The 12,071-nt window shown below is 46.7% G+C and carries 14 protein-coding genes and 1 pseudogene; 12 read left to right on the top strand and 3 right to left on the bottom strand.

Features of this window, described 5'->3' with window-relative positions; all coding sequences use genetic code 11:
• Positions 1–397: 397 nt before the first annotated feature.
• The 7 genes from ACOSVP_RS13875 to ACOSVP_RS13845 all read left to right on the top strand — a co-directional run bounded on the left by ACOSVP_RS13875 (position 398) and on the right by ACOSVP_RS13845 (position 6,015).
• On the top strand, positions 398–1,381 hold the full coding sequence (locus ACOSVP_RS13875; protein WP_487348084.1) for an ABC transporter substrate-binding protein: 984 nt from the start codon (positions 398–400) through the stop codon (positions 1,379–1,381).
• 5 nt (positions 1,382–1,386) lie between these two features.
• A complete protein-coding gene (locus ACOSVP_RS13870; protein WP_487348083.1) occupies positions 1,387–2,175 on the top strand; it encodes an ABC transporter ATP-binding protein in 789 nt (262 codons plus the stop codon).
• Positions 2,153–2,944, top strand: a complete 792-nt coding sequence (locus ACOSVP_RS13865) for an ABC transporter permease (protein WP_487348082.1) — start codon at positions 2,153–2,155, stop codon at positions 2,942–2,944. Before ACOSVP_RS13870 ends, ACOSVP_RS13865 begins: the two co-directional genes overlap by 23 nt.
• Positions 2,945–2,967: 23 nt before the next feature.
• A complete protein-coding gene (locus ACOSVP_RS13860) occupies positions 2,968–3,447 on the top strand; it encodes a nucleoside deaminase (RefSeq protein ID WP_487348081.1) in 480 nt (159 codons plus the stop codon).
• A gap of 85 nt (positions 3,448–3,532) precedes the next feature.
• Positions 3,533–4,525: an isopenicillin N synthase family dioxygenase gene (locus ACOSVP_RS13855; RefSeq protein WP_487348080.1), complete on the top strand. Its 993-nt coding sequence runs from the start codon at positions 3,533–3,535 to the stop codon at positions 4,523–4,525.
• A gap of 179 nt (positions 4,526–4,704) precedes the next feature.
• A complete protein-coding gene (locus ACOSVP_RS13850; RefSeq protein ID WP_487348079.1) occupies positions 4,705–4,878 on the top strand; it encodes a Flp family type IVb pilin in 174 nt (57 codons plus the stop codon).
• A gap of 96 nt (positions 4,879–4,974) precedes the next feature.
• The gene (locus ACOSVP_RS13845; protein WP_487348078.1) at positions 4,975–6,015 is read left to right on the top strand and encodes a glycosyltransferase family 9 protein; all 1,041 of its coding nucleotides are present in this window, start codon (positions 4,975–4,977) and stop codon (positions 6,013–6,015) included.
• Between the two features lie 63 nt (positions 6,016–6,078).
• Here ACOSVP_RS13845 and ACOSVP_RS13840 read toward each other — a convergent pair whose 3' ends face one another.
• Positions 6,079–6,891: a MurR/RpiR family transcriptional regulator gene (locus tag ACOSVP_RS13840; protein WP_487348077.1), complete on the bottom strand. Its 813-nt coding sequence runs from the start codon at positions 6,889–6,891 to the stop codon at positions 6,079–6,081.
• 170 nt (positions 6,892–7,061) lie between these two features.
• Here ACOSVP_RS13840 and ACOSVP_RS13835 point away from each other — a divergent pair.
• Positions 7,062–7,430: pseudogene (locus tag ACOSVP_RS13835) on the top strand (ATP-binding cassette domain-containing protein); the annotation flags it as partial.
• 56 nt (positions 7,431–7,486) lie between these two features.
• Here the strand turns inward: ACOSVP_RS13835 and ACOSVP_RS13830 are convergent.
• On the bottom strand, positions 7,487–8,518 hold the full coding sequence (locus ACOSVP_RS13830; protein WP_487348076.1) for a GGDEF domain-containing protein: 1,032 nt from the start codon (positions 8,516–8,518) through the stop codon (positions 7,487–7,489).
• A 658-nt stretch (positions 8,519–9,176) separates the two neighbouring features.
• Here ACOSVP_RS13830 and ACOSVP_RS13825 point away from each other — a divergent pair.
• Entirely contained in the window at positions 9,177–9,689 is a 513-nt protein-coding gene (locus ACOSVP_RS13825; RefSeq protein WP_487348075.1) for an outer membrane beta-barrel protein, read from the top strand.
• A gap of 45 nt (positions 9,690–9,734) precedes the next feature.
• On the opposite strand, the gene ACOSVP_RS13820 is transcribed toward ACOSVP_RS13825, so the two are convergent.
• Positions 9,735–10,223 carry a hypothetical protein gene (locus tag ACOSVP_RS13820; RefSeq protein WP_487348074.1) on the bottom strand — a complete coding sequence of 163 codons (489 nt, stop codon included), beginning with the start codon at positions 10,221–10,223 and terminating at the stop codon, positions 9,735–9,737.
• Between the two features lie 196 nt (positions 10,224–10,419).
• Between ACOSVP_RS13820 and ACOSVP_RS13815 the strand changes: the two genes are divergently transcribed.
• From ACOSVP_RS13815 to ACOSVP_RS13805, 3 genes are all read left to right on the top strand, one after another.
• Positions 10,420–10,836, top strand: a complete 417-nt coding sequence (locus ACOSVP_RS13815) for a GNAT family acetyltransferase (RefSeq protein ID WP_487348073.1) — start codon at positions 10,420–10,422, stop codon at positions 10,834–10,836.
• Between the two features lie 132 nt (positions 10,837–10,968).
• Positions 10,969–11,367 carry a thioredoxin domain-containing protein gene (locus ACOSVP_RS13810; RefSeq protein WP_487348072.1) on the top strand — a complete coding sequence of 133 codons (399 nt, stop codon included), beginning with the start codon at positions 10,969–10,971 and terminating at the stop codon, positions 11,365–11,367.
• 52 nt (positions 11,368–11,419) lie between these two features.
• Positions 11,420–11,983: a copper chaperone PCu(A)C gene (locus ACOSVP_RS13805; RefSeq protein WP_487348071.1), complete on the top strand. Its 564-nt coding sequence runs from the start codon at positions 11,420–11,422 to the stop codon at positions 11,981–11,983.
• The last annotated feature ends 88 nt before the right edge of the window (positions 11,984–12,071 follow it).

Genomic DNA, 12,071 nt, shown 5'->3' with positions numbered 1-12,071 from the left:
GCGAAAATCTTAGCCTTCATCCCCGATAGAATCGGGTCGTACGAGCTGTCTCCTGACAGCGATTCAGATTTGCATATCCAGTAGAATCGAACGGGTGCTGTAAAAGGGTTAAGAGCCCTGAGGCATCCCAGATTTGTATCCCTCTATAAAATCCATTAGCTTTTCTAAGCGCCCCGTTTTCTACCATTCCTATAAGTTGAAACATTTGTTTCGCTCTGTTTTGAATCATTTTGCTTTTCTCATAATTAACTATGACTCGGCCTTACTCGCCAAACCTTACTAGTCCTTTGCTTTTAAACAAATTTTTAACTTTAAGAAAAGTTGGAACAGATGTTGCTCTGTTTGAATTAGTGAAACAAAAGTCTCTTTTCATTTAAAAGCACAGGAGAGTTTGAGTATGAAAGCAGCGTTAAAGTTAACTTTGTTAGCCGGTTTGATCTCTAGTTCATCCGTTATGGCCGCTGACAAGGTGACCTTTCAATTAGATTGGCTGCCAGGTGGCGATAAGGCTCCTGTTTATGTGGGCATTCAAGAGGGCTTTTTTGCGGAAGCGGATCTGGATGTGACGATTGCGAGTGGCCGTGGCTCGACCGATGCGTTGACGAAGATGGCGACGGGGCAGTCAGATGTGGGCAGTTCAGATATTGGTGCCTTGATGGCAGCGAAGGCACAGGACGGTGTTCCAGTGGTCGCGGTATTCCCATATTTCACGCAAGCGCCCCATGCTTTTTTTGCCTTGAAAGGCTCGGGTATCGATTCGATTGATGATTTAAAAGGTAAGAAAGTCGCGACATCACCGTTCACGTCTTCCAATGCATTTCTGCCTTTGGTGTTAAAAGAAAATGGTCTAAGCGAAGAGGAAATCAGTTTAGTGAAAACCGATCCTGGTGCGCTGGGACCAATGATGATTACAGGTAATGCGGATGCGATCATTGCTTGGGTAACCAATACTGCATTGTTTAAAACCCAAGCGGCGGAGGCAGGTAAGGAAATCGTTGAAATGCCTTGGTCTGATGCTGGTTTGTCTCTGTATAGCTCGTCTTTATTAGCCTCTGAGCGTTTCTTGTCAGAGCGCCCTGAGGTCGCAGAGCGTTTTATTAAGGCGTTTGCCAAGTCTTTAGAGTTTACCTACGCCAACCCAGAAAAAGCCGGCGCTGATATCCATGCGATGGTGCCAGAAGTAGACGCGAGCATCGCCGCGGCGCAGATCAAAAGTATTACCAATCTAGTTTACAACGATGTCACCAAAGCGGACGGCTTTGGTGTGTTTACCCCTGAGCGTATTCAGCAAACATGGGAATACGTGGCAGCGGCCAATGGTTTGAGTGAAGACAGCTTGGATCCGCAAACGTCAGTTAATTTTGCGTATTTAGCGGAGTAAGTTGAATGCAGGACAGTAACAACGCAGCGTATGTGAGTATGAAGGGTGTCGGGCATAAATATGATCCGACCCCTGATGCGGCCATGGCGGTGCAAGACATTGATTTAGATATTCATCGTCACGAGTTTGTGGCGGTGGTGGGCCCCTCGGGCTGCGGTAAGTCGACTTTGTTGCGTATGGTGTCGGGCTTGTTGATCCCATCTCACGGCGAGGTGTCGGTGTTTAATCGCCAAGTGACGGAGCCGCGCGACGATGTGGGGATTGTGTTTCAAAAGGCGAATTTATTGCCTTGGTTAACAGTGCGTAAAAACGTGCTCTTTCCGTTGAAACACAAATACGGAAGTTACAGTGCGGACGATGAAAAACGCACGGATGAGTTACTCAAAATGGCAGGGCTGACGCAGTTTGCAGACAAAATGCCGGATGAGCTTTCAGGTGGTATGCAGCAGCGTGTAGGCATTGTACGAGCCTTGTTGTTAAACCCAGATATTTTGCTGATGGACGAGCCATTTTCAGCACTGGATGCACTGACCCGTGAACAGATCGGTTTTGATCTGTTAAAAATCTGGGAGGAGAACCCTAAAACGGTATTGTTTATCACACACTCCATTAGTGAGGCGGTGCTGTTATCAGATCGTATTCTGGTGATGAGCAAACGCCCTGGTACGGTGCTGGATTTGATTGAGGTGGATTTACCGCGTCCACGTACGAGTAAAACCATTAATGAACCACGCTTTGCTGAACTGACAGATTTAATTCGAGGACATATCTATGAGCCAAACGTACCAGCCTAAGTCGTGGATCGGCCAGCAGGCCTATCGTTTCGCACCGATGTTGTTTTTTGTCGGGTTAATTGCTCTCTGGGAGCTGATTTGTCAGGTGGGCAAGGTGCCGAACTACATTCTTCCTTCGCCGTCAGCGATCATCACAGCCTTCTTCGATGTGGAGTTCTCTCGTTGGATGGGGCATTTGTGGGCAACGCTTCGTGTGGCTTTGATGGGCTTTGCCTTGTCGATCTTGATCGCCTTGCCCTTGTCGATTGGCATGATTCGCTCTGAGTTAATGAATCGAACGCTCTACCCTGTTTTGATCGTGATTCAGTCAACGCCGGTCGTTGCCGTAGCTCCGTTAATCATTGTGCTATTGGGCACGGAAGATCCGTCTCGTGTGTTAATTACTTGTTTGATTACCTTCTTCCCATTGGTGGTTTCGGCGACCACAGGCATGTTGGAAACGCCACCTGAGATGATCGAGTTGAGCCAATCACTGCGTGCACCACGCTATCGTGAAACTTGGCAGATTCGTATTCCCTATGCGATTCCGCATATTTTCAGCGGTTTGCGTGTGTCGATTACCTTGGCGATTATTGGCGCGGTCGTTGCAGAGTTCGTGGCAGCAGAAGAAGGTTTGGGTTACTTCATTCAGTTCTCGACATCGTTCTTTAAGATTCCACAGGCGTTTGCGGGCTTAATTTTCTTAGCCGTGACCAGCTTGTTGCTATTCAAGTCGGTGCAGTGGATTCAAGCATGGTTGTTCCCTTGGAGTTTACCGAAGAAGAAATAACGATGATCAAAGAAGAGAGTACTATGAGTAAGTTAACGCCACAAGATGAAGCTTTATTACGCCAAAGCTTTGCTTTAGCGAACGATGCTAAAAAGCAGGGCATTCACCCATTTGCGGCGATTTTAGTGGATGAGCAGGGTGAAGTGTTGATGTCTCAGGTGAATGGTTATTTGCCTGATTTGGATATGACAGGACACGCGGAACGTAAGCTTATGACTCGTGCAAGCAAAACCTATCGCCCCGACTTCTTGGCACGCTGCACCATGTATGTATCGGCTGAGCCATGCGCGATGTGCGCTGGTGCAGCTTATTGGGCGGGGCTAGGCCGAGTGGTGTATGGCCTTAGCGAAGCACGTCTAAAAACGATAACGGGTAATCATCCAGAAAACCCTACTCTAGATTTGCCCTGTCGAGCAGTGTTCGATGCAGGGCAACGAAAAGTAGACGTCATCGGTCCTTGTTTAGAAGATGAGGCGGCGGCACTACAAGAAGGCGTTTGGTAGCCTTAAACCATAATATAACTGAACGGAGTAGAAGCAGGCAGGCCATTGGCTGGGTCATTGCTCCAGAACTTTTAGGAGATGCAATATGACTCAATCCTATGCTCTGGAAGAACTACAACGTGAATCCACTTTTGGTGGTACAGGCTCTGAAGCAGAGCGTGAAGTGCCTGTGATCGACCTCAGTAACTTTGAAGAACGTCGCGAGCAAATCGCGGATGAACTGTGGCATGCGGCGACAGAAATTGGTTTCTTCCAGCTTAAAAACCACGGCATCGCTCGATCAGATATCGATGCAGCGTTTAAAGAGTCCGACCGATTCTTCAAGCTTCCCGATGATGTAAAAGCCCAATGGCCTCGTCCAAAAGGCGTTAATGCAGGCTATGAAACTCGCAGTCAGATTCGCCCATCCACAGGGACAGCCGACGAGAAAGAGTCCTACCAAATCACTCAATACCATATGGATGGCTTATGGCCGACAGAGGGCGAGTTACCTAACTTCCAAGACAATATTCTTGAGTTTGAGCAACAGTGCTGGGAAGTGGGTATGAAAGTCTTGTCATGCTTTGCGGACAAGCTTGGCTTTGAACGAGATTTCTTCACTAAGGCACATGATCCAAAACAAAGCGATTACCAAAGCACGTTGCGTTTATTGCACTACTACCCAACTGAAGGTGTGACCGAGCAAGGTAATATCTGGCGCGCCGGTGCTCATACTGACTTTGATTGCTTAACCTTGTTATTCCAACACGAAGGCCATGGCGGTTTACAAGTGTGTCCAGGTAAAGAAGCGGATACCAAGCAATGGACTAGCGTTCCTCCGATAGCCGATGTGATCACTTGTAATATCGGCGATATGCTGATGCGTTGGAGCGATGATCAATTGAAATCAAATCTACACCGCGTGCGCTTACCTAGAATCGACGAATATTGCGGCAGCCGTTACTCCGTTGCATTTTTCTGCCAAGCCAATAAAACGCAGATAATTCAAGGGCCTAACAAACACTATGAACCAATCGCCGCGCAGGATTTCTTGAATCAACGTATTCAAGCGAATTTTACTAAAGCGGATAATTATTAAAGGGCTATCAGCAATACCGACTTCTGTCGGTATTGCTTTAGTCCGGCGGTCAATAATATCTGAAAAAGTTGCTGGGGATATTTGGTTAATTGCCGAAACTTGGTTATGGTTAAGATTCATTCCATTGACTCGGTAATCGTATGATGACAAGGAACTTACACCAAAAGCTGGTTGAAGCTATGAAGCGTTTTATCGTTTGCCAGAAAGGGGTCACAACCATTGAGTATACCTTGATTGCGGTAGCCATTGCCGCCATCCTCGTTGTAGTGTTTAACCCGTCTACAGGGCCTTTTCATGATGCGATTAGTCAAGCACAAGCTGCTATCGTTGCCGCACTTGAAGACAAGACTTGAACTCCATTTATTTGCTGTAAATATAAGACCTTTTTTGGGTTTCCTGACAACCTAAAGTACAATCCTTGACAGTTTATATGTGAATGGATTGTCCTCATGACTCGACTCCCGCCAGACCGTTTGAAGCACCTTTGGTTCGAACGTGGAGCCTATGCTAGTAAAAAAGCTCGCCAATACCTCAAAGATGAATTTGATCCACAAACCGTAAAAAAAATTACTGTGATACGCCATGCAGCACTCGGTGATCAAGTGATTGTGCGGCCATTCTTAGTGGAAGCGCGTAAGTTCTTTCCAAATGCGAAAATTACCCTTGCAGCAGTTTCAAACTACCAGTACGGCATGCCCACTGATCTCGTGGATCATGTAAGCATTATGCCGGGCTCGGATATGCGCAAAACCACTGGCACAAAAGACAAAGTTGCCTGTATCAAAGCACTGGGTGAGCAAGATATTATGTTTGATCTAGCCAGTACCAATCGTTCTCATTGGATGATGGCGCTAGGTAAGGCCAAACTAAAGATTGGTTTCCCGTATGGGGGGCTCGTCCGAAAATTATTATGTGATATTGCGGTGTTTCGCTCTGACCTCCAGCCGGAAGTGGAAGTGATGCTCGATATGTTACGCATCCTAGGGCATACCCCTCCCATGCGTTTGGACTTTGCTTACCCTGATCATCAAGCAGTATGTGATAAAGAAAAGCCCTTTATCCTGTACTTCAACGGTGCTTCGATGAAAGATAAAATTTTGTCTAAAGATCAGATGCGCGAAGTGATCGAGAAGAGCATGGCGACATTGCCGGGCTACCAGCATATCTATCTCGAAGGTAAAAACGACTTTGAAAAAGGTGAGTTTCTTCAAGATCTAACGAGTCAAGCGAACTTCACCATTCAAGAGTGTTTACCGCTCGATCAGTTGGTTTTGAAAGTGGCACAAGCATCTTTACTGGTCGCACCGGATACCGGCGTACGTAATATCGCGATTTCAACTCATACGCCGACAGTAGGTATTTTCTACTTTACCGTGCCGTATCGTTACACACCCTTGTACGAACCACATCATATTGTGATGCGCTCTGATGCAACCATTCCGTCCAGTGATGAAATTGTGGCGGCGACGGTACAGGCTCTACAATCCTAGCTGTACAACAAAAATGCCCAGCCGATTTGACTGGGCATTTTTACATAGCGTGGGAGTGGCAAGTTAAACTTCCATCTCATCCAGATCACTATATAGCTTAGATATGGCCTGAGTGCGGTATTGAGCATTTTCGCCGATCTGTGCGTAGACACGGTTGCAGAGCATGGACACTAAGCTCATCGGTGCAGCATAGCTGTAAAAAGGGTTGTTGTTCCCTAAATGACACACAAGTACTTGTTTAACCTGTTGGTTGTACACTTGTCCTGTTGGGTCGGTGATCAAAATCGTATTACGGCCTGATAATGCTTCGACGATCTTCTTGAAAATGCGGGTACGGCGGCGGAAGCCGAACAGCACTATCACTTCATCCTCTAAAATATCATGTAAGTCTTCACCTAGTGTTTGTCCTGGCTGAGGTAATAAGCGCACCGATGGGCGAATCTGTTGTAGCTGCTGACGAAAATGCAGGGCAACAGGATAGGAATTACGAAAGCCAATCAAGGTAACGCGAGATGCTTTTGTTAGCTGCGTACTAATGTCTTCAAGCACATCCGTACGTAGGCCTTCAAAGGTCAGTGATAAGTTACTTAGCTCTTCTACGGTCTGGTCGATCTCGCTGCCTTGGGTGAGCACAGGGACGCCGCTCTGACGCAGCTGTAATTGCGCCTGTTTGGCATCTTGCTGCGATTCAAAGCCCAACTGACGGAAGAAACGGCTTACCGTAGCTTTTGAAGTATTAGTCTGTTCGGCAATTTCAGCGGAAGTTTGGCTAACAATGGCCAAAGGATGCTGCTGCAGGTAATTGGCAATGGTACGCGCAGAGGGCGACAGACTTGGGTAATTTTGCTCGATTAAAGAGAGAACATCCTGCTTCACAGTGTTTTACAACCTTCAATTAAATCTACTGGGTATACGGTAATTGAAAGCAGTTCCTGTGCCAACTGAGAGTGAAACATTTATTTCATTTGCGCATGGGAGATGGTGGCAACAGACTTTTTTCAAAAAGTAAGTTCTATCTTGGTTATATGTAGTGCATTAAATGTTGCGCTATGCTCGAAAAAGTCGGTCTTGGAGATAAGTTTGATCGCTACCCAGAGAAGCTTTCGGGTGGACAGCAGCAGAGGGTTGCCATTGCTCGGGCTTTGGCGATGAACCCCAAAGTGTTGCTCTGTGATGAGATCACCTCTGCTTTGGATCCAGAGCTAGTGGGCGAAGTGCTGAAGGTGCTGGAACAACTGGCTGCGGAAGGCATGACACTGATCTTGGTGACTCACGAAATGAACTTTGCCCGCGATGTGGGCTATCGCGTGGTGTTTATGCATCAAGGCAAGGTGTGGGAAGAGGGCAACTCGAAGAAGCTGTTGTCGGAGCCTGAAACGGAGGAGCTTAAACAGTTTATTGGGGCGGTGCTTTAACCTATGTTACCAACAGAAAAAGCGATGTCTGGGCAGTAAGACATCGCTTTTTCCGCTTATGGCAGGGGCGCGGAGTGGCTGATATCTAGGTTGCCGACCACCTGATTGCGACCTTGAGTTTTAGCCAGATACATATTGTTATCGGCTTGTTTAAATACGCTCTCTAAACTATCGCCAGGGTGAAAGTGCGCCAGGCCAATACTGACGGTGATATTCATACTGTGCTGCTTATGTTTTATAGCCGTTGCTGCCACCATCGCTCGGATTTTTCCAGCAAACTCAGTGCAGCTCTCATGGGCATGATGGGCTGGGCAAAGAATGCAGAACTCTTCTCCTCCCAAACGATAAACATCGTGGTGACCGGCTGCCTTTTGAATGCATTCTACAGTTTTTACTAATACCGCATCGCCACAGTCATGACCATATTGGTCGTTCACCTCCTTAAAGTGATCGATGTCGATCAGTGTAATGGAAAAACTTTGCTCTTCTCTTAATAGCTCATCACAGGCGGCTTTAAACGCATGGCGGTTTTTCGCGCCAGTTAGCATGTCAGTATTGGCCAGTCTATAGAGCTCGGCTTCTTTCTTCTCCCGATTACTTTCGTAGAAATGCGACACTACCCAGATGGTAGCGTAGGTTGAAATAAAGTTAACCGAGCCACTTTCATGCAGCAGGTAGAAGTGTTCTTCGCTATCGGTTTTTTGGAAAAAAATCATGAAAGCACCAAAAATGGAGAATAGCGAATAGGCAAAGCCAAAGCGTTTGCCGAGCATGATGTAAAAAATAATCGGGATACAAAAGACCCAGAAAAACACCCCTTTTAACAAGGGCGCGGAAGTCAGGGCAAACACAATCAAAGCCAGTAAGGCGATTAAGTAGCTGTGCACTTGCCACAGGTGAACGTTATCCTGATAGGCCCGTAAGACCATGAACACAGAGGCACCGAGGAAGCCGCATTCCAATGACGCTAGCAAAAAGTACTGATTTAGAAATAGATTCATATAAATCAGCGGGAGCACGATGATGGAAAAAGCCACTGACATACCAAACAGCACTTTGGCTTGCAGCGTATAACGATGGGGGGTCATGGAAAGCTCCTTATTCCAACAGGCGCTATCGTTCATGAATCCTAATTAAGATGAAGAGCGCACAACTCGTACCTTGATAGTCCAATATAGACCTTATCATGGAATGAAATGTGTAGAGTTTTGTAACCATGTGGTCAGCTTTTTTATAGATCTGATAAATTCAGTAGAGACTACATTAGGGAAATACTATGCTGAGATCTTAGCTTATGAAGAAATTGTGTTTAATCTTATTAGCAAAGGCTTCTGTGTGAGAAATTCATTTGAGTTTCTGAGCCGAGTACTGGACTCCATGGTGGAGCATATTGCGGTCATTGATCAGAGCCGCTGGATAGTGAACGTTACTTAGTCGTCACTCATCAAGGTGTTACAGAACGTAAGTTGGCTGAAGAGGCCGCGCAAAAATTGGCCAGACTAGAAGGTCTGACGAATATCTATAACCGACGAATGTTTGATGAGTATCTTGAGAAAGCCTGGCAGCATTCCATTGAACAGCGTAAAGCTATTATTCGAGAGTTGATTTCTCTAAGGCAAGTTTGATGGAGATCGGGCTATTTGCGTGAAGAATTCGTTTTATTCAAAGTTTCTACTATTGTAAATAGAAGGTCACTGGTTGCTTTCCAGGTTGAATCTAGTTGAACTCTTGATAAAGGGAATGGATATGACGAAAGTATTTGCAAGCCTTGTAGTAGCGGCAACAGCAATGAGTGCATCTGCCGCTGATTATTATGCGCCATCTGAGAATTATATCGGTGGTTTGAGTTATATCAGCATGTCGGATGATGACGTCGATGTGACGGTAGGTGCCTTGGTCGGGTCAATTGCATCTAAACACAGCGTCAATGAGCGCTTTGCTCTTGTACCTGAATTACGTTTGGGGGTAGGGGTGAAGGATGATGATATGGTCTTGGGTACGGTGAAAATGGAGTACTTCGCCTCGATTGCCGTAAAAACTCAATTTGATCTGAATGAATCGCTTTATGTCTTTGCCAGCCCGACGTATTCGTACCGTAGCCTAAAGGCGTCATCAGGTGTCGACATCGGCTCGGATTCTTCTTTTGGTATTGGTGCTGGGGCAGGGGTAGAGTTTTATCCTGGTGTCGCAGCAGAGCTTTCGTATGAGCGCTATAGCCATGGCGGTTTGGCTAGTATTGGTCTGAAATTCCCTATGTAATCTGATAAAAGCTAGCTTGTTATCAAGCTAGCTTTTTTATTTGGCTCAAATGGCTTCGTTTGGATTTTCGATATCAAACAGGTAGGCCCATTCTTTATCGCGTCCCATGGCGTCTTTCATCTGAACTTTTAAGACCCATTGCATGCGCTCATCGGTACAAAGCGGTACCACTACTTGGCTGTGCCATGTATTGTCGGGTCGTTTCGTTAAAGGGTATTCGTATACGCCCAGATACATATCACGTCCTTCCAAGACCAATTTTACATCTTGGGCATTCTGCACGGCTTTTGGTAAATCTAGCGTCGTACTGATACGACGATTGAGACGAATACCATCTTCGAACTGAATGGTGGCACCATTAAATCGTTCTGGTGTTTCCTGCAGCGTACATAAGCCTGTTTCCAGGTTGCACGGTCCTAGGGCATCGGGCAGAGGATCTTCTGAGTGGACCCACTTCACAATCGCTGCGACACCGAATACGGAGACAAACGCACCGGCGTAGAAGAGCAGTTCAATTTTGCTGAAAACTTTCATAGGTTGGAGTTCTTTTGATCGCTATTTGTATCTTGTACGTATTTTACCCTGTAACAGACCGCGAGGGCAGGGAAGAGTTCGTAGCAATCTAGATTTTAGTCGCATAGTGGCTAGCAAATGTGCACACCATGATGGGCAACCGAAGGGCTTTTGTATATATTGAAGGTAACTAGGTGTACTCAGAGGAGATGACGTAATGACAATAAGAAGGGTACAACCAATTGATTTGGAACCACTTGTTGAGCTTTGGGAAATGGTGTTCCCAGATGATCCTTCACATAATGCACCGCGGTCCATGTTACCAACCAAGTTGGATGTAGATGATCTTATCTTGGTGGCGTGGGACGAAGGACAACTCGTCGGTGCGTGTATGCTGGGCTATGACGGTCATCGTGGCTGGCTCTATGCCGTGGCGGTACATCCAGATCATCGCCGCAAGCAGATCGGCACAAATCTGATTAACGCATCATTTGAAACGCTGAAATCTCTTGGCTGTATTAAGGTCAACTTGCAGGTGCGTGAAGTCAATAACCCAGAGCTGGTGGCCTTTTATGAGTCACTGGGATTCACCGTGGAGCAGCGTATCAGCATGGGTAAGCTGCTCGAAGAATAGTTTTAATTCCCCATTCAAAAACACCCAAATAAGGCTGTGTAAGCACTAGAGCCTGCGTTAGCGCAGGTTCTAGTGCTGGGCTTTCTTGATCACTTTCTCTACAATAGTGCCACTTTTTTCTGTGGTAAAACCATGTCGACAACGTTAGCTGCTCGTTTGCGTAAATCAGGACGCTGGGTGTTATTCGCCTGGATGCTGTCCCTGCTTGGCCCGCTGGTCGTGCCAACGCAACCTGTGGTGCAAGATGACTACGTGGTTTTACGTGTTTGTAGCTTGATGAACGGTGTGCAGTTCATCAAGGTGCCGCTTTCAGAATTCTCCGATACCCAGGTGAAGGATCATATTGGCCAGCTGCATGCCAGTTGTAAATGTGGTTTAACCGTTGATCACCTCTCGATACTTGCGGCAGACTTTACGCTGCCGAGTACGAATTTTGCGCCAGCACACTGGGCACCCCCTATTAATGAGCGCGTTATTGCGACTTTCGTTGCTCATTACTCTCCTCGAGCACCGCCACAGCGTTTTAGTTAATTCAGACAACGGTCTAAATTTCTATCATTCTATCTGTGAGTAAGGTGTTTTTATGTCTATGCGAATGTTTTCTAAATTAGCGCTGGCACTGGCTACGACGGCGTCAACTTTATCTATGGCCGCTTCATTAGAAGTGGTGAATCCTGCAGTACGGGCGATGCCACCGGGCGCGCCAGCGAGCGGTGCTTATGTCACCTTGGTGAACCACTCAGATACGGAGCGTTTCTTAGTCGGCGTTGAGAGTGCCGCGGCGGATACCGTAGAAATCCATGTGAGTAAAATGGAAGGCGATACCATGGTGATGAACCGTGTGCAGCACATTGCGGTTCCGGCTCATGGCGAAGCGGTGCTTAAGCCTGGTGGTTATCATATTATGATGATTGGCCTCGCGAAGCCGCTGCAAGCGGGCGATCAGGTGGACTTCACTTTGCTAATGAAAAATGGCGAACGCATCCCGATGCAAGCGTCTGTTCTATCGCCAGAGGAGATGGCGCAATATATGCCATCAAGTATGTCGATGCAGCATATGGATCACTCGAAAATGGACCATAGCAAGATGTCCCATGGACAGTCTGAGGGGCATATGGAAATGGGCGAGCACAACGCCCATCACTAATCCTGTGCAAGGCTAGGTTACGCTAATAATCTAGCCTCCTCCCGCCTAGCACGTTATTATGACGACTTGAAAATCATTCTTGCTTATC

The sequence above is a fragment of the Marinomonas sp. HM11-D genome (assembly GCF_057626615.1).
Note: the sequence above shows the minus strand (reverse complement) of the source record. Positions and strands in the feature narration are given on the sequence as shown.

Bases quoted from the DNA above. Each gene is read 5' to 3' on its own strand.
- ACOSVP_RS13805 (WP_487348071.1), top strand. From the start codon at position 11,420: ATGTCTATGCGAATGTTTTCTAAATTAGCGCTGGCACTGGCTACGACG.
- ACOSVP_RS13815 (WP_487348073.1), top strand. From the start codon at position 10,420: ATGACAATAAGAAGGGTACAACCAATTGATTTGGAACCACTTGTTGAG.
- ACOSVP_RS13865 (WP_487348082.1), top strand. From the start codon at position 2,153: ATGAGCCAAACGTACCAGCCTAAGTCGTGGATCGGCCAGCAGGCCTAT.
- ACOSVP_RS13850 (WP_487348079.1), top strand. From the start codon at position 4,705: ATGAAGCGTTTTATCGTTTGCCAGAAAGGGGTCACAACCATTGAGTAT.
- ACOSVP_RS13825 (WP_487348075.1), top strand. From the start codon at position 9,177: ATGACGAAAGTATTTGCAAGCCTTGTAGTAGCGGCAACAGCAATGAGT.
- ACOSVP_RS13820 (WP_487348074.1), bottom strand. From the start codon at position 10,223: ATGAAAGTTTTCAGCAAAATTGAACTGCTCTTCTACGCCGGTGCGTTT.
- ACOSVP_RS13810 (WP_487348072.1), top strand. From the start codon at position 10,969: ATGTCGACAACGTTAGCTGCTCGTTTGCGTAAATCAGGACGCTGGGTG.
- ACOSVP_RS13870 (WP_487348083.1), top strand. From the start codon at position 1,387: ATGCAGGACAGTAACAACGCAGCGTATGTGAGTATGAAGGGTGTCGGG.
- ACOSVP_RS13845 (WP_487348078.1), top strand. From the start codon at position 4,975: ATGACTCGACTCCCGCCAGACCGTTTGAAGCACCTTTGGTTCGAACGT.
- ACOSVP_RS13875 (WP_487348084.1), top strand. From the start codon at position 398: ATGAAAGCAGCGTTAAAGTTAACTTTGTTAGCCGGTTTGATCTCTAGT.
- ACOSVP_RS13855 (WP_487348080.1), top strand. From the start codon at position 3,533: ATGACTCAATCCTATGCTCTGGAAGAACTACAACGTGAATCCACTTTT.
- ACOSVP_RS13860 (WP_487348081.1), top strand. From the start codon at position 2,968: ATGAGTAAGTTAACGCCACAAGATGAAGCTTTATTACGCCAAAGCTTT.
- ACOSVP_RS13830 (WP_487348076.1), bottom strand. From the start codon at position 8,518: ATGACCCCCCATCGTTATACGCTGCAAGCCAAAGTGCTGTTTGGTATG.